This window comes from Mucilaginibacter sp. GW821-FHT07H05 (genome assembly GCF_059418485.1).
Genome location: NZ_JBWKPY010000004.1, coordinates 159925 through 178939 on the forward strand (window position 1 = coordinate 159925; position 19015 = coordinate 178939).

Annotated in this window: 14 protein-coding genes and 4 tRNA genes; 9 read left to right on the forward strand and 9 right to left on the reverse strand. The window is 45.8% G+C overall.

The features are described from left to right. Positions 1–124: 124 nt before the first annotated feature. A complete protein-coding gene (locus tag AC07M6_RS11850) occupies positions 125–529 on the reverse strand; it encodes a (R)-mandelonitrile lyase (protein WP_494889621.1) in 405 nt (134 codons plus the stop codon). Positions 530–736: 207 nt separating this feature from the next. On the opposite strand from AC07M6_RS11850, the gene AC07M6_RS11855 reads away from it, so the two are divergent. Together AC07M6_RS11855 and AC07M6_RS11860 are read left to right on the forward strand one after the other, a co-directional pair. After that, complete coding sequence (locus AC07M6_RS11855) at positions 737–916, forward strand: hypothetical protein (protein WP_494889623.1); 180 nt, start codon at positions 737–739, stop codon at positions 914–916. A gap of 137 nt (positions 917–1053) precedes the next feature. After that, entirely contained in the window at positions 1054–1407 is a 354-nt protein-coding gene (locus AC07M6_RS11860; protein WP_494889625.1) for a hypothetical protein, read from the forward strand. A 134-nt stretch (positions 1408–1541) separates the two neighbouring features. On the opposite strand, the gene AC07M6_RS11865 is transcribed toward AC07M6_RS11860, so the two are convergent. From AC07M6_RS11865 to AC07M6_RS11885, 5 genes are all read right to left on the reverse strand, one after another. Then, positions 1542–1615 (reverse strand) — tRNA-Gln (locus AC07M6_RS11865). Positions 1616–1621: 6 nt separating this feature from the next. Next, positions 1622–1695 (reverse strand) — tRNA-Cys (locus tag AC07M6_RS11870). Between the two features lie 8 nt (positions 1696–1703). Beyond that, a tRNA-Ile gene (locus AC07M6_RS11875) sits at positions 1704–1776 on the reverse strand. A 10-nt stretch (positions 1777–1786) separates the two neighbouring features. Further along, a tRNA-Pro gene (locus AC07M6_RS11880) sits at positions 1787–1861 on the reverse strand. Between the two features lie 195 nt (positions 1862–2056). Further along, a complete protein-coding gene (locus tag AC07M6_RS11885) occupies positions 2057–3046 on the reverse strand; it encodes a glycosyl hydrolase (protein WP_494889627.1) in 990 nt (329 codons plus the stop codon). 340 nt (positions 3047–3386) lie between these two features. Between AC07M6_RS11885 and AC07M6_RS11890 the strand changes: the two genes are divergently transcribed. Together AC07M6_RS11890 and AC07M6_RS11895 are read left to right on the forward strand one after the other, a co-directional pair. Next, positions 3387–9038: a hybrid sensor histidine kinase/response regulator gene (locus AC07M6_RS11890; protein WP_494889629.1), complete on the forward strand. Its 5652-nt coding sequence runs from the start codon at positions 3387–3389 to the stop codon at positions 9036–9038. 43 nt (positions 9039–9081) lie between these two features. After that, the gene (locus tag AC07M6_RS11895; protein WP_494889631.1) at positions 9082–10302 is read left to right on the forward strand and encodes a hybrid sensor histidine kinase/response regulator; all 1221 of its coding nucleotides are present in this window, start codon (positions 9082–9084) and stop codon (positions 10300–10302) included. A 261-nt stretch (positions 10303–10563) separates the two neighbouring features. Here the strand turns inward: AC07M6_RS11895 and AC07M6_RS11900 are convergent, their stop codons facing one another. Then, complete coding sequence (locus AC07M6_RS11900) at positions 10564–11589, reverse strand: S66 peptidase family protein (protein WP_494889633.1); 1026 nt, start codon at positions 11587–11589, stop codon at positions 10564–10566. A 68-nt stretch (positions 11590–11657) separates the two neighbouring features. Between AC07M6_RS11900 and AC07M6_RS11905 the strand changes: the two genes are divergently transcribed. From AC07M6_RS11905 to AC07M6_RS11920, 4 genes are all read left to right on the forward strand, one after another. Then, complete coding sequence (locus tag AC07M6_RS11905; RefSeq protein ID WP_494889635.1) at positions 11658–12533, forward strand: winged helix-turn-helix domain-containing protein; 876 nt, start codon at positions 11658–11660, stop codon at positions 12531–12533. A 90-nt stretch (positions 12534–12623) separates the two neighbouring features. Next, positions 12624–13925, forward strand: a complete 1302-nt coding sequence (locus AC07M6_RS11910; RefSeq protein ID WP_494889637.1) for a DEAD/DEAH box helicase — start codon at positions 12624–12626, stop codon at positions 13923–13925. 18 nt (positions 13926–13943) lie between these two features. Then, entirely contained in the window at positions 13944–14177 is a 234-nt protein-coding gene (locus tag AC07M6_RS11915) for a DUF1456 family protein (protein ID WP_494889639.1), read from the forward strand. A gap of 77 nt (positions 14178–14254) precedes the next feature. Further along, positions 14255–15403, forward strand: a complete 1149-nt coding sequence (locus AC07M6_RS11920) for a serine hydrolase domain-containing protein (RefSeq protein ID WP_494889641.1) — start codon at positions 14255–14257, stop codon at positions 15401–15403. 6 nt (positions 15404–15409) lie between these two features. Here AC07M6_RS11920 and AC07M6_RS11925 read toward each other — a convergent pair whose 3' ends face one another. Next, on the reverse strand, positions 15410–16759 hold the full coding sequence (locus AC07M6_RS11925; protein WP_494889643.1) for a Gfo/Idh/MocA family protein: 1350 nt from the start codon (positions 16757–16759) through the stop codon (positions 15410–15412). Positions 16760–16881: 122 nt separating this feature from the next. Here AC07M6_RS11925 and AC07M6_RS11930 point away from each other — a divergent pair, with 122 nt between their 5' ends. Then, positions 16882–17928: a phosphotransferase enzyme family protein gene (locus AC07M6_RS11930; RefSeq protein ID WP_494889645.1), complete on the forward strand. Its 1047-nt coding sequence runs from the start codon at positions 16882–16884 to the stop codon at positions 17926–17928. A gap of 204 nt (positions 17929–18132) precedes the next feature. On the opposite strand, the gene AC07M6_RS11935 is transcribed toward AC07M6_RS11930, so the two are convergent. Further along, positions 18133–19008, reverse strand: coding sequence for an SDR family oxidoreductase (locus tag AC07M6_RS11935; protein ID WP_494889647.1), 876 nt, complete (start codon positions 19006–19008; stop codon positions 18133–18135). Between the last annotated feature and the right edge of the window lie 7 nt (positions 19009–19015).

Consider the following 19015-nt stretch of genomic DNA (forward strand, 5'->3'; position numbering starts at 1 on the left):
ATAGTGGTTTATAATTGTATGGCAAGTTAATAATAATCTTAATTTTTACAATTAATAAGTGGATGATTTATCATAAATATCATTTATACGTTAATACACAGTTGAATTAAGTAGGCTATTCTTCTTACTGATGGAAACTGCTGTATGCTTCGTCGCTTACCTGTTCCATCCAATCCACAGGCGAGCCATTTAATTTTTCCTGGATAGCGATATGGCTCATGGCCGTACCGGGGGCAGCGCCGTGCCAATGTTTTTCGCCAGGGGCAAACCACACTACATCTCCCTGCCTGATCTCCTCGACAGAGCCGCCTTCGCGTTGCGCCCGGCCGCAGCCTGCGGTAACAATAAGCGTTTGCCCCAGCGGATGCGTATGCCAGGCGGTACGGGCGCCTGGCTCAAAAGTAACCAGCGCCATGGCCACACGCGCCGGATCGGGCGGGGTAAAAAGCGGATCGATCCGTACCTGCCCGGTAAAATATTCGGCCGGGCCTTTTCCCGAAGGCTGTGAACCACCGCGTATGATTTCCATAATTCTTCCTTTTTATAATAAAGCTAACAATATTTGCTGAGCGAAGTTTAGCAACCCGTGTAATTTTGTTTTGGCTTGATGTTGTTCCTTTGCCCGGTCAGGCGCCTTTCCATTACCTTTAAATTTTTCTTTTAAAGCAATTTGAAATAAAAACAATTGTATGTAACTTAGTATAACCATCCCAAAAACCTAAAAGGAGAAGTCGTCATGAAGAAAAAAACTACCATAGTTGATCAGCCTGACAAGACTGAAGCTATTAAACCTGAATTACTGATGAACCTGCCACGCAATCAAAAAATGTATCGTGACCATTCGCATCACGACCATCTGCATGGCAGGGTTAATAAATTTCCATTTGGCAGCAGTCACGGCCCATTATTTTTTTAAGCAAACTGCTTAAGATATCCTTGCCTGATCTTTACGCAATAATAAACGGCCGCGCTAAAAGCAAACCAAACAACAGCAATTTTAAAGAAGCCCGTTGTTATGGTAAACCGGATATTTGTATCAATTAGTTATCACAAATGGCCAGGAAAATTTTAGCAGTTATAGCCGGGTATATGATATTTGCCATCAGCTCGGTTTTATTATTTACTTTAACCGGGCAGCACCCGCACCAGGATGCATCGCTCAGTTTTAAAGTGATCACTATTATTTACGGCGTATTCTTTGCTATCATAGCAGGATTAGTTTTGCAACTGATTGTAAAACAAGCAACGCTCGGGCTGAATTATCTGCTGGCCCTTGTGATGTTCCTGCTGGCGACAATTTCGATGTTTACCGCTGCAGGTCACCATTGGACGCAGTTATTTGCGATGTTCATCTTCGCGCCGGCATCTGTTTTGGGTGGTTATTTGCGACAAAGGATGATCTCTTAATAGCTGAATATCCTGCTGACGCATTTCCAAAATAAAGAAATATCTTTATCAAAAACACAACTTCCCCTACCCGCTCACTATCGGGTTAAAATCAAAATCAACAGTAATGCAACCATCGGCTGCTACATTAATCATGGTTTTCCTGCATGGATTCGAACCACGATCTGCTGAACCAAAATCAGGCGTGCTACCGTTGCACCACAGGAAAATATTGAGGTCGGTACAAGATTCGAACTTGCGGACATTCCTTTTGCAGAGGACTCCCTTAAACCACTCGGGCAACCGACCATTTTATGTGGAAATAAAAGGACTTGAACCTTTAACCGTCACCGTATAAGGGTGTTACTCTAACCATTGAGCTATATTTCCTTCACCAAAGTAGGGTAACCCGGACTCGAACCGGGAACCTCTCCGTTCCAAACGGAGTAATCTCATCCAATTGATATACTACCCTGAAAAATGTCTCTAAAACAAAAAATCCCCTTAGCATTTATCTAAGAGGATTTAAGTATTTTGTTTATATAATTCAATACATAGCCTATCCTCTCTGATAAATCAGTTGGGGTATAGGACAAAGTATTGCTGTTGTTTTCATGGCACAATGATACACATTATTTTTATAAAATAAAGAAATTCTTTAAAATATTTTTCACCAGTGTATTAAACGATACCAAAACGAATGGCGCGGGCCGTATAGCTTCACCATATCCGGCACTTCATCCAGGGTGATCACCTCGTTGTGCTGGTAAACATATTTCAGGTAATCCTTATCTACTTTGGCAATATAGCTGGTATGCCACACCATCCACCAGGCCCAGTTTGCACCCCGGGCCAGGGTCTGGTCGGGATCAGGCGGGGTAGCACACTCATGCAAGGCTATCGGCATGGCATCGCCCACTATATGATGTACCTGATTATACATAGCCAGGTGTGGGCTGTTATCATCATAGGTATCGGCGCCGGCAATATCCACGTATTGGTGGCCGGGGTACCAGGCGCTATCGGGTTTGCCGGTATAGCAAAGTACCCATATCAGGTTATTCAGTTTCTTTTTATGTACGTAATAGTTATACATGGTGATCCACAAACGCTTAAACTTTTCGGGGCCCTGTTTGCTCCACCAAAACCAATCGCCGTTTAACTCGTGAAATGGCCGCCATAATACCGGGATACGCGCCCGCTTAAGTTTCTTCAGCAATTTGGCTTTTTCATCCAGTTCCTTCCAGAAGGCTTTATACTCGGGGGTGCCCTGTTCAAAGCATTTGTCAATATCAATCGCTTTCTTCGAGTTCTCGTAGCCGCTTCCTATGCCCGGCGCGCCCCAGTGCCACATAATGGTGGGTATACCGCCCTTTTTCCACCATTCTTTAGCAAACGCTATCTCGTCCTGGTTTTTACTGCTATCAATCAGGTCCAGTCCACAGATGGCAGGTTGCTTGCCGGTTACATCGTAGATGTATTTCAGTTCATCCATCTGCCCGAAATTGGAAACCATTTGCCCCGACAGCACCTTTTTACCCCGCATAGCCTGCAGGTATTGGTATAAAGCCTTCGCCTCGCCGGTGGCCTTTTCATTCGAAAGCGTTATCGGAGCCTGCGCGTAAACCCGCAGGTGTATCAGCAAAATAAATAAAATCAAGTATGTTTTATGGCGAAACAATTGCATAGGCGATTATACCATCAAATATAAATTTCCTTTTCGTACTGTACCAGTTTGTGCCTGCGTTAATGGCAATGCCGGGTAGCGAGGGCCGGTTGTTGCTAACCCACTCTGAGTCACTTCATATTTAAATTGATTGATGATTTACGATAGCTAATTTGTCTGTTTTTTTGCGGGGTGTCGCTATAAAAAATGATAATAAGCAGATATACTTTCTTTTTATTTGTTTTATATTTTTTCTATTTTTATTCGCATTTACTTAGCCCACACTGCCGTTACAGCCCCTGTTAATACACCTTTTATTAACCTGTTTCATTTTATGAAAGACGATATTTTAGACAAAATTTTGGACGAAACCGATGTGATGACCGAATATCATACCGATAGTCTCGATCTTAAAGAACTTTTAAAGGTTCTTTCCATGGTAAAAAACGGAAGGTTAAATGTCCGTATGCCGGTTACCCAGGCAGGTATAAACGGCAGGATCTGCGAAGTGCTCAACGATATTATCGATATGAATGAGCGTTTCGTAACCGAGATCTCTTCTGCCGAGAAAACCATCGGTAAAAAAGGAAATCTGTCTAAAAGAATAGAACTGACCGACGCGAAGGGCGAGTGGGCAAGCGGCGTAAGTTCATTAAACAACCTGATAGAAGACCTCACCTCCCCTACGCTGGAAATAGCCGGGATGATCAACTCGGTTGCCAATGGCGATCTTTCTAAACATATCCCGCTGGAAATAAACGGGCACCCTTTAAAAGGCGAGTTTTTGCGCATAGCTAAAGAATCCAATCAGATGCTGTCCAAACTGCGCTTATTCTCTATGGAGGTAACACGTGTAGCGCGGCAGGTAGGTTCGGAAGGTAAGCTGGGCGAGCAGGCAAAAATTAAAGGTGTTGCGGGTGTATGGGCCGAATTAACCGATTCGGTAAACCAGATGGCAGGTAACCTTACCGCCCAGGTACGTAACGTAGCGGCAGTAACTACTGCGGTGGCAAAAGGCGACCTTTCCCGAAAGATCACGGTAGAGGCCAAAGGCGAAATATTAGAATTAAAGAACACCATTAACACGATGGTGGATCAGCTCAACTCTTTCTCGTCCGAAGTAACCCGTGTGGCGCTGGAAGTAGGTACCGAAGGTAAATTAGGAGGGCAAGCGAAAGTACCGGGCGTTGCAGGAACCTGGAAGGATTTAACGGATTCGGTAAACCGTATGGCGGGTAACTTAACATCGCAGGTGCGTAACATTGCGGGTGTAACCACGGCGGTGGCCAATGGTGACCTTTCCAAAAAAATTACGGTAGACGTAAAGGGCGAGATGCTGGAGCTGAAAAAGACCATCAATACGATGGTGGATCAGCTGAACTCCTTCGCATCCGAAGTAACGCGTGTGGCATTGGAAGTAGGTACCGAAGGTAAGCTGGGCGGGCAGGCACGTGTGAAAGGTGTAGGCGGTGTATGGAAGGACCTGACCGACTCAGTAAACCAGATGGGTAGTAACCTGACCGACCAGGTACGTAATATTGCGGGGGTAACCACGGCGGTAGCGAAGGGCGACCTTTCGCGTAAGATCACGGTGGATGCGAAGGGCGAGTTATTGGAATTAAAGAATACCATTAATACGATGGTGGATCAGCTGAACTCCTTCTCGTCCGAAGTAACCCGTGTGGCGCGTGAGGTGGGTTCGGAAGGGCAGTTAGGCGGGCAAGCTAACGTGCCGGGCGTAGGCGGTACCTGGAAGGATTTAACCGACTCGGTAAACCAGATGGCGGGTAACTTAACCGGGCAGGTACGTAATATAGCCGAAGTAACCACCGCGGTAGCAAAAGGCGACTTATCTAAAAAAATTACGGTTGACGTACAGGGCGAAATGCTGGAACTAAAGATCACCATCAATACCATGGTGGATCAGCTCAACTCCTTCGGCTCGGAAGTAACGCGTGTGGCGCGTGAGGTAGGTTCGGAAGGGCAATTGGGCGGCCAGGCCAATGTGCCGGGTGTAGGTGGTACATGGAAGGACTTAACCGACTCGGTAAATAAAATGGCGGATAACCTGACCTCGCAGGTACGTAACATTGCCGAGGTAACCACGGCGGTAGCAAAGGGCGACCTTTCCCGTAAGATTACCGTAAATGCCAAGGGCGAGTTATTGGAGCTGAAAGATACCATTAATACCATGGTGGATCAGTTGCGCGGCTTCGCATCCGAAGTAACCCGTGTAGCTCGTGAGGTGGGTTCGGAAGGGCAACTGGGCGGACAGGCCAACGTGCCCGGTGTGGATGGTACCTGGAAGGATTTAACGGATTCGGTAAATAAAATGGCCGGTAACTTAACGGCACAACTAAGAAATATAGCCGATGTATCCATCGCGATAGCAAATGGCGACTTATCTAAAAAGATCACGGTAGACGTACGGGGAGAAATCCTCCAACTGAAAGAAACCATTAACACCATGGTGGATCAGCTGCGTGGGTTTGCATCCGAAGTAACCCGTGTAGCGCGTGAGGTGGGTACCGATGGTAACCTGGGCGGACAGGCCTTTGTGCCGGGCGTTGCGGGTACCTGGAAGGATTTGACCGACTCGGTGAACCAAATGTCCAGCAACTTAACATCGCAGGTACGTAACATTGCCGAAGTAACTAAGGCGGTGGCCAGCGGCGACTTATCTAAAACGGTAATCATCGACGTAAAAGGCGAGATCATGGACCTGAAGAACACCATTAATACGATGGTGGATCAGCTGAACTCCTTCGCATCCGAAGTAACGCGTGTGGCACGTGAAGTGGGTACCGAAGGTAAGCTGGGCGGACAGGCACACGTAAAAGGTGTGGGTGGTACCTGGAAGGATTTGACCGACTCGGTAAATCAAATGGCATCTAACTTAACCGGGCAGATCCGCGGGATTGCCAAGGTGGCAACCGGTATTGCCAAGGGTAATTTGAAACAACGACTATCCATTAACGCCTTAGGCGAGGTGGCACAGCTGACCGATACCATTAACGAAATGATTGATACCCTGGCGGTATTTGCCGATGAGGTAACCACCGTAGCGCGTGAGGTGGGTGTGCAGGGCCGCCTGGGCGGACAGGCCAGTGTGCCGGGCGCATCAGGTACCTGGAAAGATTTGACCGAAAACGTAAACCAGCTGGCGCAAAACTTAACCACGCAGGTACGCTCCATATCCGAAGTAGCATCGGCGGTAACCAAGGGCGACTTAACCCGGACCATCCGCGTGGAAGCAAAGGGTGAGCTGGAAGCGTTAAAGGATACCATTAACCAGATGATTGCCAACCTGAAAGGAACAACCTTAAGGAACCACGAGCAGGATTGGCTAAAATCTAACCTGGCCAAGTTTGCACAGATGCTGCAGGGCCAGCGCGATAGAAACGCGGTAGCAAACAAAGTATTATCGGAGCTGGCAGAACTGGTGAACGCCCGCTACGGCGCGTTCTATATATTAGAACAACCCGAAGGCGCGGACGAGGTTAAGCTGAAGCTGTTTGCCGGCTATGCCCACAAAAGCCGGAAACTCATTAACCAGGAATTTTCGTTAAGCGAAGGTTTGGTTGGCCAGTGCGCTACCGATAAAGAACGCATCCGGCTGGCAAATGTACCTAACGAATACCTGCAGATCAGTTCGGGCATCGGTAATGCCGCCCCTATCGATCTGGTAATACTTCCGGTATTGTTTGAGAATAACGTAAAGGCGGTTATTGAGCTGGCCTCGTTTGAAAACTTTAGCGATACCCATATCGACTTCCTGGATCAGCTGACCGAAAGTATCGGTATCGTGTTAAACAATATTGAAACCAATACCCGTACAGAAGAGCTGTTATCGCAATCGCAATCCTTAGCGAGCGAGCTTTCTGCCCAGCAGGAAGAGTTAAGGAGGGCAAATGACGAGTTGCACGATAAAGGCCGTTCATTAGAAGAAAAAGCAGAGCAGCTAACTTTAACATCTAAATACAAATCGGAGTTTTTGGCTAACATGTCGCACGAGCTGCGCACGCCGTTAAACAGTTTATTGATACTGGCACAGCAGCTGTTTGAGAACCCCGAAGGTAATCTTACCGAAAAGCAAAGGATGTTTGCCAAAACTATCCACTCCTGCGGGGATGACCTGATCCAGCTGATCAATGACATCCTCGATCTGTCCAAGATCGAATCGGGGGTTATTGCAGCCGATGTAATGCCGGTTAGCTTTAAAGAGATCGCCTCCTTTGCCGAATCTACCTTTAAGCCCATCTCTGAAGCCAAGAATTTAAAATTCGAGATTGAGCTGCAGGAAGATTTGCCGGAACTGATGGAAACGGATATGCAGCGTTTGAACCAGATCTTAAAAAACCTGCTGTCCAATGCCTTTAAGTTTACCGAAAAGGGCCGCGTAAAGCTGCATATTTTTAAACCCGGCCCTAACCAGGAAAATCCGCTAAGCGGAACCGACTCTGTCATTGCCTTCTCGATAGAGGATTCGGGTATTGGCATATCGCAAAATACACAGGGAATTATATTTGAGGCGTTTCAACAGGCCGAGGGCTCAACCAGCCGTAAGTATGGCGGTACCGGCCTTGGTCTTTCCATTAGCAAAGGTTTTGCCGAACTTTTAGGCGGCACCATAACCGTGGGCAGCGAATTGGGTAAGGGTAGCGTGTTCACTTTATACCTGCCCTTAAAGTATAAAGAAGAGGCCGCCATGCCTGTTAAAGTAAAAGAGATTTATCCGGCATCGCACCTGCGCGCTAATTTGGTAGACACAGCCGAACTGGTAATGGATGATGACCGCCACAATATTGGCGTAGAAGACAATGTGCTGCTTGTTGTGGAAGACGATATCAGGTTTACTAAGATACTGATAGATAAAGCGCACGATCTTAACCTAAAGGTGGTGGTAGCAATTAGTTACCTGGAGATTTTTGACAGCATTATTAAGTACAACCCTATTGCCATTACGCTTGATGTAAATATGCCCGAATCAAACGGATGGAAGATTCTTAAACTGATGAAAACCGACATTAATTTAAGGCATATCCCGGTTCATGTGATCTCTGGCGAAGATAACAGGGCCATGGCTTTAAAGCTCGGCGCAAAAACCTTTAGCTTAAAACCATTATCAAACACCTCTTTAGATGAACTGATTACCGGTATAGTTAGCTTTAATGCGCATGTTAAGAAAAAGGTATTGGTTATTGAGGATAACGAAGAGGATCTGCTACGGTTAACCGATCTGATATCTAACGACCGTATAGAAGTTTTCGGGGCCTTAACGGCTAAAAAAGGGCTTTCCTTCTTAAAAAAGGAAGTATTTGATTGTATCATTTTAGATTATGTTTTACCCGATGCCAACGGCCTTGAACTGTTAAACAAGGTAAATTTATTAAAGCAGCGGCAAACCACCATATTGCTTCACTCGGCGCGCGACTTTACCCAGGACGAACTGATCCAGCTGAAGCGCATGAACCATAAGATCATTACCAAAACACCAACATCACACCTATACCTGTTAGAGGAAATACTGGTGCTGCTGCACATTGATAAAAAGTATATCAGCGAAAGCAAGCTTAAAATGATCGATAGCATTGGCGTTAAAAGTGATATACTGGAATCGAAAAAAGTGCTGGTTGTTGATGACGACGTACGTAACCTGTTTGCCCTGACGGCGGTTTTTGAGCGCTCGAATATTGACGTGATCACGGCGGAAAGCGGCAGGGAAGCCCTGGAGATTCTGAATAAGGACAAGAGCATTGATATTGTTTTAATGGATATTATGATGCCGGAAATGGATGGTTATGAAACGATACAGATCATCCGGAAGGAACCGAAACATAAAAACCTGCCTATTATTGCCGTAACCGCGAAAGCGATGATAGGCGACAGGCAAAAATGTATCTCTTCCGGCGCTTCGGATTATATAACCAAACCGGTAAAAACAGACCAGCTGTTATCGCTGATGCGTGTTTGGTTAATTAAATAGTTTGTTTTTATTTTACTTGTACAATAAGCAACAACCTGAAATAATGAGTAAGGCACCTGCAATAAAGATTTTGCTTGTAGACGATAACGAGAACAACCTGATGTCGATGGAGGTGGTTTTAGAAAATGAAGGCTATATATTTTCTAAAGCTACTTCGGGCCGCGAGGCGTTACGGATACTTTTAAAAGAAGAGGATTTTTCGCTGATATTGCTTGATGTGAAAATGCCGACCATGGATGGCTATGAAACGGCCGAACTGATCTATCAGCGGGAAAAGCTCAGGCAAATACCGATCATCTTTATTACTGCCCATGATTATGAAGAAGCCGCGGTATTTAAGGGTTATCAGGCCGGCGCGGTAGATTTTATCCGGAAGCCTTTTAACCCGCAAATATTACGATCAAAAACAGCCGTTTTTACCGAGCTTTACCGGAAGAACCAGCTGTTGCAGCAACAGGAAGAGAAATTACAGGCAATCAACAGCGACCTGTTACAGCTTAACCAGGACCTGGAAAAACGGGTTTTAGAACGTACCATTGAACTGGAAAGACTGAACCAGGAACTGAAGGCGCTTAATTTATCAAAAGATAAATTCCTTTCTGTTATCTCGCACGACTTGCGCAACCCGCTGACCTCTTTACTGGCCTCGTCGGACAATCTGAACCGAAATGCCGAAAAATTACTCCCGGAACAGATCAGGCTATTTTCGGGCATTATACACAAAACATCTAACAATATTTTAACCCAGCTGAATGAGCTGGTTGAATGGGCTAAAAAGCAGCGCGAAAAAACCGAGTTTAAACGGCAAAAGCTCCAGCTGGCCCATGGTATTAATGAATCGCTTGAACTGTTAAAGGCGAACGCCAACCAAAAAGAGATCCAGCTGGAAAATAAGATTGAAGACGATATTTATATATACGCTGATTCGCTGATGCTCCGGTCGATCTTACAGAACCTGGTGACAAATGCGATTAAGTTTACCCCTTATGCCGGGGGCTCCATAAACGTTACCGCGCAACCGATAGGGAATATGGTCGAGATCTGTGTCCAGGATTTTGGCGTAGGCATGGCGCAGCAAACTAAGGATATGTTATTAGGCAATACAAAATCGGCATCGTTACTGGGTACCAGTCAGGAAAAAGGCAGCGGATTAGGTTTGCTCCTGGTAAAGGATTTTGTTGCGCAGCATGGCGGCACCATACAGGTTGATAGTGAATTAGGAAAAGGCACCTGTTTCCGCTTTACTATGCCCGCTATGGCATAGTATGCTATTCATGTTAATTTAACCCATAAAATAACAGGAATATATTTCCTTGCCTATTTCAATTCATTGCAGTTGGCTTCAGCCAACGGATAACGCGCGGATAGGTCCTGGCTTTAGCCAAACTTCTTACCCGGTGTTCAGTTTGGCTAAAGCCCAGTAGTTATGCTTGCTTATCCGTCCCATAAATGGGACGGCAATGAACTATGAAACTTGTTCCAAACTATGAAGTAACCGGTTTGACTTTAGGGATTAACTTAAGCACTAAAGAGAATCCAGCTTGCTACCCTCCGCCCCCACCTCCAAAACATGGCGAACCCCGCATTTCAGGGCGAAATTATTTCGTTGGTGCCCTACCGGGAAATCAAAGCAAACGGGGTAATCATATTCCTTCACCTTCTCCATTACTATTTCATATATCGATTTGCCAAATTCATCGCCGGGTGTATCGGGCTTTACTTTGAAACCACCTATAATCAGGCCGGCAAGTTTGGCTAATTTTCCGCTGCGTTTCAGGTTCCAGAACATGCGGTCAATGCTGTATAAATATTCGTCGGTATCCTCTACAAACAGGATCTTGTTTTTAGTCTCCAAATCTGATTGCGTGCCCGAAAGCGTAGCTATCATGCTTAAGTTACCGCCAACCAATGGTGCTTCGGCCCTGCCGGCCCTGTTAAATGCAGAAGCAGGCGCAGTATAGGTCATGGCTTCACCCACCAACGCTTGTTTGATAGACAATATGGTAGAAATCTGTATGGGTTCGGCCTTTGTCCAGTCGCCAGGGAAGCTGTTGCACATTTTGGAGTGCAATGTGGCTATACCGAAATGGCTGTTGATATGGCTATGCAGCACGGTAATATCACTAAAGCCTATCAGCCATTTGGGCTGCGCTCTAAATTTCTTAAAGTTAAGCTGGTCGATGATCCGTACTACGCCATAGCCGCCGCGGGCGCACATAATGGCGTTTATATTTGGGTTATCCAGCATTTGCTGCAGGTCGGCAAGCCGTTCTTCGTCGGAACCTCCGTAAGTGAAGTCTTTTTTACCTGCAGTTGCGCCAATTTCTATTTTAAAGCCCCAGCTTTCCATCAGTTGAACAGCGGGCTGGATATCTGCCAGGCTGATATAACTGGCCGGACTGGTGATCCCAATCGTATCACCCGGTTTTAAATACGGTGGAATTTTGTGCCTGCTCAGGCTGCTGTTTGCTGATGAAATTGCCCAACTATCTAAAGTTGATATGGCAGCCCCCGAAGTGGCTAACAGGGAGATGAATTTTTTTCGGTTCATTACTCAAATATAATTGCATAAATGCGGTAAATTCAATATAAATTTGATGATAAAGCGTAAATTTGATTGTGAAGAATAGCGCCACATACTTGTTAGGGTTTATCTCCCTGTTGCTGATCACGTTGTTTTGCGCGTTCAGCATATCAGGTGATGATAGTTATGATCTGGCTAAACAGGAGATCATCCTGCGAAAAATCGGGCACGAGGTACTTTTAAATTCGGGCGATAGTACATCAAGGGTTTTACCCGTCAGAAAAATAGCCGCTGGCGAATACCAGATCACCTTTGAAAATGAGTTTACATTTCAAGCCGATTCATTGGTAAAAATCATCAGGCGGTCGCTCATCAAGAATAACCTGCCGCGCGATTATATTGTAAACGTTTTAAGTTGTAAACACACAGGCGTACTTTTTGGCTATGCCATATCGGGTAACGAAAAAAACAACATCATCGCTTGCTCAAGACGAAAGCAACCCAAAAGCTGCTACATTATCGATATTAAATTTCAGGATGCTGCAAGCTTTACGCCTGTACAAAAAGGCTATTTAATCGGTAGCATACCTTTACTGGCTTTTGTGGGCTTACTATTATTCCGTTCTGTTAAACCGCGAAAAAGTAACGGGGCAGCCCTTAATGCTACTCCGTCTACCCTACAAATTGGCAACACATTGTTTGATGCGCAGAAACGGAAACTGATTACCGGTCAAACTACCACACCGCTTACCGTTAAGGAATGCAAGCTGCTTGCAATTTTCGCGCAATCGCCAAATATGGTTATTGAAAGAAACCGGCTTCAGAAAGAAATATGGGAGGATGAGGGCGTAATTGTTGGCCGCAGCCTGGATATGTTTATCTCCAAGCTTCGCAAAAAGCTGGAAAGCGATAGCAGCCTCCAACTGGTCAATATCCACGGGACGGGATATAAACTACAAATTAGTGAATAAGCTTTTTTAGTGTCACTGTCCGGCAGTTCATAATATTATCCACCTCCCCCATCCTTTTAGCTTATCTTTGTCATTAATTCAATCCTGTAAATGATCAAGCAAGCCCTCCAAAACTTAAAGATAACCGCCCTTAACCCCATGCAGCAAGCCGCTATTGAAGCTGCAAAAAAGGGCGATGTCATATTGCTTTCGCCAACAGGATCGGGCAAAACCCTGGGCTTTTTATTGCCTTTGCTGGCTTTACTGGATACCAACGTGCCAACCGTACAGGCCATGATCCTGGTACCGTCTCGTGAACTGGCTTTGCAGATAGAACAGGTTTTTCGCGCAATTGGCAGCGGCTTTAAAGTAAATTGCTGCTACGGCGGGCATTCGGTAAAAATAGAGCTGAACAACCTGTCGCAGCCGCCGGCTGTATTAATAGGCACGCCGGGTCGCATCGGTCATCATTTACGCCGCGAAAGTTTTAGTACGGATACCATCCACACGTTAATATTAGATGAGTTTGATAAGGCGCTGGAGTTTGGTTTCCAGGAAGATATGGCCTATATCATCAGGCAAATGCCCAACATCCGCAAACGCATGCTTACATCGGCCACAAAAATGGACGAGATCCCGTCGTTCACGGGCGTAGTTAAACCGCAAACACTTAATTACCTCACCAGCGCCGCCGCTGCCCCCGACCTGAAACAAAAAGTAGTGATAGTCGAAGCTGCCGATAAACTGGACGCGCTGTTTGCACTTGTTTGCAAAATAAGCGATAAGGCCACCCTCATCTTTTGTAACCACCGCGATGCTGTTGAACGCATCAGCGACCTGCTGTTTGACCGTGGCCTGCCACATGATATTTTCCATGGCGGCATGGAGCAGGACGACCGTGAGCGCGCCCTGCTCAAATTCCGTAATGGCAGCCACAGGATCTTGATCACTACCGACCTGGCATCGCGCGGATTGGATATCCCCGAAATTGAACATGTGGTGCATTACCAGTTACCGCATAACGAGGAAGCCTTTTTACACCGCAACGGCCGCACCGCCCGCATGCATGCCAAAGGCACATCGTACCTGCTGCTGGCGCCCGATGAAAAACCATCGTACTTAACTGAATTACCAGAGATAGAAGAACTGCCGGAAAAGGGTAGCTTACCCGCGCTATCGCCATGGGCTACGTTGTATATTGCAGCCGGTAAAAAGGATAAGATCAATAAAATAGATATTGTAGGCTTACTGCTTAAAAAAGGCGAACTGGATAAGGAAGATGTAGGTTTGATTGAGGTACTGGATAACTCGGCCTACGCGGCGGTAAAACGCAACAAGATAGAGCGTACTGTACAATTAGTTAAAAACGAAAAAATTAAAGGCCGGAAGATCAAAATAGATATCTCCCGCTAAACCATAAAACAAGATGTTATGAGTAATAACGATATCATGAAAAAGCTGCGCGTAGCTTTAAAATTTACTGATGATGATATTATAAAAGTGTTAGAACTGGTTAATTTCCGGATAACCAAAACCGAGATCGGTGCTATCTTCCGCAATGATGACCACCCTAACTTTAAACCCTGCGGCGACCAGATACTGCGCAATTTTTTAAACGGGCTGATCATTTACAAACGCGGGCCGCGGCCAAAAGAAAAAGAATAAGTAGTATTAACTAATTGGCGAAAAACCGCATCGCTATTAATGAAATATATTTATCTTCATTTTTATATCTGCAGGGCATGATCAAACTAACACATTTAAAGCACTTATTTACTTTATTACTGATTGCGCTTATCTCGGCAAACAGCTTTGGGCAAACCGACAAGGCTGAAGCTGAGATCCAGGCCATTATGAAACAGTTTGATGCCGTAGGGCTTTCGGTGGCTGTAGTAAAAAAAGGGGAGATCATTTATACCCACTCCTTTGGGATGAAGGATGTGGAGAGCAATACACCGCTTACCGATAAAAATATTTTCAGGATAGCATCTATATCAAAATCATTTTCAGCTACGTCCATTATGCAGCTCATCGAAGCCCAAAAACTATCACTGGATGATGATTTTAGTAAACTGGTAGGTTTTACGGTACGCAATCCTAAATATCCCGAAACCGTTATTACGCTAAAAATGGTGATGTCGCACACATCAAGTGTAAACGATAGCCAGGGCTATTTTAACCTGGATGCCATTAATCCCGACAAGGGGCCTAACTGGGAAAAATGCTATAACAGTTACGAGCCAGGTACCGGTTATCAATATTGCAACCTCAATTTTAATATGGTAGGTTCGGTGATAGAAAAGCTATCGGGCGAACGGTTTGACCAGTACGTTAAACACCATATTCTTGATCCTTTAGGCCTTTACGCCGGGTATTGTGTTGATTCTCTGGATAAATCACTGTTCACTACACTATATGAGTATAATGGTACATTGAAGAAATTTACGCCGGCGCCATCAGCCTATGTTGCGCGCAGCGAAGAAATAAAAAATTACACCATGGGATACAGCACGCCCATCTTTTCACCCACCGGCGGCATGAAGATTTCGGCAACCGACCTGGCTAAATATATGTCTATGCATATGCTGATGGGAAAATATAAAGGCGTAAAGATCATGTCGAAAAAGAGCGCCAAAACCATGCAAACTGTGGTTAATGATAAAGCCGGGTACGGCCTGGCCATTATGACCAAAACCGACCTGATCCCCGGTAAAACCATGAAAGGCCATACCGGCTCGGCTTACGGACTTTACAGCGCTATGTTTTTCCAACCCGATGAAAAATTTGGTATCGTAGTCATTACTAACGGCTGTAACGTTGGCGAATACAATAGCGTAAACCCCTTCCTTAAATTGGCGATCAATAGTTTGTACGATAACTTTATCAAATAGCCGCGACTAAAATCCGCTATCATCCAAAGCAAAAGTATTTTTCCGGGTTTTCCATTTGCCTTTTGTAAAATCAGGAAACGCTAAGGTTTTGTTGCCTTCCTTGATAGACTGGGCCGATAAAGGCATAATCACACTCATGGTAACCGAATCGTAAACATCAATAGGTGTTTGCTTTTTTTGTTTTACCGATTGGATGAAGGCGTTAAACACAAACCAATCCATACCGCCGTGGCCTGCTCCCGATGCATCTTTCTCATACTTTTTCCATAGCGGATGGTCGTATTTATCAAACCATTCCTGCGCCGGGTCCCAAACATCATCTTTTTTAGATTTGTGATCGATATAAACACTTTTGTTTACATCCATCCATAAACCTTTGGTGCCCTGCACCCGGAAACCTAACGAATAGGGCCTCGGTAAATGCGTATCGTGCGTTAGCATGACGGTTTCGCCATTGGCGCAATTGATCATGGTTTGCACCACGTCTCCATTTTTGTAATTGATCTTCGCATTAGGATGCCCCGGCGCCTGCTCTTCTACATAAGCTGCCAGTCCCCGCGCTTTAGAGCTGAAGGAAACCATACTGGTAAAACGGTTGCCATAATTAATATCCACATAATGCATTACCGGCCCCGCGCCATGGGTTGGATACAGATCGCCGTCCTGATCAATATTAAACTGGGTACGCCATTGCGCCTCGCTTAACGCATTGGGGCCGTATTCCACTCCGCCGCCGTAATACTGCTTGCCATTATTAAACAGCACGTTGCGCAAATTATGCTGATAGCCGCCTTCCACATGCAGTATCTCGCCAAACAGGCCCTGGCGTGTCATATTCAAAGCCGCCATTACATCGCGGCGGTAGCAAACGTTTTCTAAAGTCATATAGGGCATGCCTGTTTGCTCGGATGTACGCACCAGATCCCAGTGTTGTTGTACGGTAAGGCCGGCAATTACCTCGCAACCTACATACTTACCGGCTTTCATGGCATCCATTGCCTGCGGGTAGTGAAACTGCCATGGGGTAGCGATGATCACCGCGTCGATATCTTTACGGTCCAATAAGCCTTTATAGGCGTCCAGACCACCGGTATATTCTTTAGCCGCGGGCTTACCGCTTTTAGCTATCTGTTGGCGGCATAGTTTCAGGGAGCTTTCCTGGGTATCGCAAATGGCAACAATCTCTACATCATCGCGCAAAAGGCCTTCGGCAATATGATTCAGGCCGCGGGCGCCAACGCCAATATATCCCAGTCTTACTTTATCCTTAGCCGCGGCAAACAGGCTGCCGGCAGGTAAAATGGTCAGTCCCGCGGCTGCAATAGCGCCGGTTTGTATAAATTCTCTTCTTTGCATAATTGATCGGTTAATCTTTCAGTTGATGCAATATAAAAAGAAATTTTAATGCGATGTATTTGATAATCTTTATGAGCCATTTTATTTAATATGATTAGGTTTGGGTAAGATTAAAACAGTTAATGACGCCTGAAAACCTGCTTGAACTATTCGGACTTAACCCTGCTGAATACAAAACCATTGCCTTTGGCTCGGGCCTGATCAACCATACTTGGAAGGTTTGCAGACCAAAAAACTATATTCTGCAACAAATTAACACCAACGTTTTTAAACAGCCCGAAGCCATTGCCCAAAATATCGATCTGCTGAATGACTATTTAAAAGTAATAGCCCCCAGTTACCTTTTTGTGGCCCCGGTTAAAACACAATCTGGTCAAGCCATGGTCAAATCGCCGGGGGGCGAATACTATCGTTTATTTCCCTTTATAGAAGGTTCGGTAACGCTTACCGAAATTAATGATCCGCGACAAGCATTTGAGGCAGCATGGCAGTTTGGTAAATTCACCTCATTGTTAAAAGATTTTGATCCACAACAGCTTAATTATACGCTGCCGGATTTCCACAACCTGCAACTCCGTTACAACCAGTTTACCGGTGCCGCTGCCAATGCCCCTGCCGATAGGTTAGCCATAGCGGCAGATGCGATTGAGCAGATAGAACAGCATAAAGATATCCTGCTAACCTATCAGCAACTAACGGATCAGCAATTATTGCCCTTACGGGTGATCCATCACGATACCAAGATCAGCAATATCCTGTTTGATGAAAATGACAAGGGCTTATGCGTAATTGATCTGGATACGGTAATGCCCGGCTATTTTATAAGCGATGTGGGTGATATGATGCGCACCTATCTGTCACCTGCTAACGAAGAAGAAAAGGATTTCAGCAAAATACAGATCAACGCCGATTGCTTTTACGCCATTTATAAGGGTTACTCGGGGGCTATAGAATTGACTTCGGTAGAAAAGGAGTATTTTATCTACGCTGGCAAGTTCATCATCTACATGCAAGCCCTGCGTTTTTTGACTGACTTTATTAATGGGGATGTTTATTATCATACCACCTATCCCCAGCAAAACCTAATGCGGGCGCAAAATCAGCTGACATTGTTGGATAGGTATATGGATTTGGAAACCAGCTTCAGTGAGTTTATTGCGCAGCAATAACTCTCCCCCATGTCATTTCGACAGAGCGGGGGCGAGATTGTGTGATGGGGCGAAAGAGAACACTTTCTTGAGCGGGTGGTGTTGGGCTTTAGCGAGCGAAAAAATCTTATACGCGCGACAAGCATATTGTATAAGATTTCTCCTCACCCCCTAACTTAACCCACCGCTGTTCGTTCGAAATGACAAGCTGTAAACTTGAGGATATCACGAACCCGAAGCCGAGCGGGTAGCCTGCTCAATAGCATCCCACATTTTATCCGGCACCATCTCCAGCGCGTTGAACTGGCCCGCGCCTTGCAGCCATTCGCCGCCATCAATGGTAATGACCTCGCCGTTGATGTACCCCGAAAAATCGGATACGAGGAAGGCGGCCAGGTTAGCCAGTTCCTGGTGTTCGCCCACACGTTTAAGGGGCACACGATTTTTAAAGTCGAATTTTTGTGCCATATCGCCAGGCAGCAGGCGCTCCCAGGCACCCTTAGTTGGGAACGGACCTGGCGCAATAGCGTTGGTGCGGATGCCATGGCGCCCCCACTCTACGGCCAAAGATCGCGTCATGGCCAGCACACCACCCTTAGCACATGCCGATGGCACTACATAAGCCGAACCTGTAAAGGCATAAGTGGTTATTATATTCAGGATATTACCGGTAATTTTTTGATCTATCCAATACTTGCCCAACGCCAGCGAACAGTTGGCCGAACCCTTCAGCACGATATCAATCACCGCAGCAAACGCGTTTGCCGATAGCCTTTCAGTTGGCGATATAAAGTTACCCGCCGCGTTATTCAGCAGCGCATCTACTTTTCCAAAGGCTTCGATAGATTGTTTCAGCATGGCCTCTACCTGGTCGTAGTTGCGTACATCGCAGGCAATTGCCAATACCTTACCACCTGTGGCAGCTTCCATTTCGGTGGCGGTTTTTTGCAGCACATCCAGTTTGCGGCTGGTGATCACCAGGTTGGCGCCTAACTGCAGGAAGTATGTCCCCATGGCTTTACCCAGGCCGGTACCGCCCCCTGTTACAATAATGGTTTTACCTTTCAGGGCATCGTCCCTTAACATTCCGGTAGCGATCATATCTTGT

Bases quoted from the DNA above. Each gene is read 5' to 3' on its own strand.
- AC07M6_RS11850 (WP_494889621.1), bottom strand. From the start codon at position 529: ATGGAAATCATACGCGGTGGTTCACAGCCTTCGGGAAAAGGCCCGGCC.
- AC07M6_RS11855 (WP_494889623.1), top strand. From the start codon at position 737: ATGAAGAAAAAAACTACCATAGTTGATCAGCCTGACAAGACTGAAGCT.
- AC07M6_RS11860 (WP_494889625.1), top strand. From the start codon at position 1,054: ATGGCCAGGAAAATTTTAGCAGTTATAGCCGGGTATATGATATTTGCC.
- AC07M6_RS11890 (WP_494889629.1), top strand. From the start codon at position 3,387: ATGAAAGACGATATTTTAGACAAAATTTTGGACGAAACCGATGTGATG.
- AC07M6_RS11895 (WP_494889631.1), top strand. From the start codon at position 9,082: ATGAGTAAGGCACCTGCAATAAAGATTTTGCTTGTAGACGATAACGAG.
- AC07M6_RS11900 (WP_494889633.1), bottom strand. From the start codon at position 11,589: ATGAACCGAAAAAAATTCATCTCCCTGTTAGCCACTTCGGGGGCTGCC.
- AC07M6_RS11910 (WP_494889637.1), top strand. From the start codon at position 12,624: ATGATCAAGCAAGCCCTCCAAAACTTAAAGATAACCGCCCTTAACCCC.
- AC07M6_RS11915 (WP_494889639.1), top strand. From the start codon at position 13,944: ATGAGTAATAACGATATCATGAAAAAGCTGCGCGTAGCTTTAAAATTT.
- AC07M6_RS11920 (WP_494889641.1), top strand. From the start codon at position 14,255: ATGATCAAACTAACACATTTAAAGCACTTATTTACTTTATTACTGATT.
- AC07M6_RS11925 (WP_494889643.1), bottom strand. From the start codon at position 16,759: ATGCAAAGAAGAGAATTTATACAAACCGGCGCTATTGCAGCCGCGGGA.
- AC07M6_RS11930 (WP_494889645.1), top strand. From the start codon at position 16,882: ATGACGCCTGAAAACCTGCTTGAACTATTCGGACTTAACCCTGCTGAA.
- AC07M6_RS11935 (WP_494889647.1), bottom strand. From the start codon at position 19,008: ATGATCGCTACCGGAATGTTAAGGGACGATGCCCTGAAAGGTAAAACC.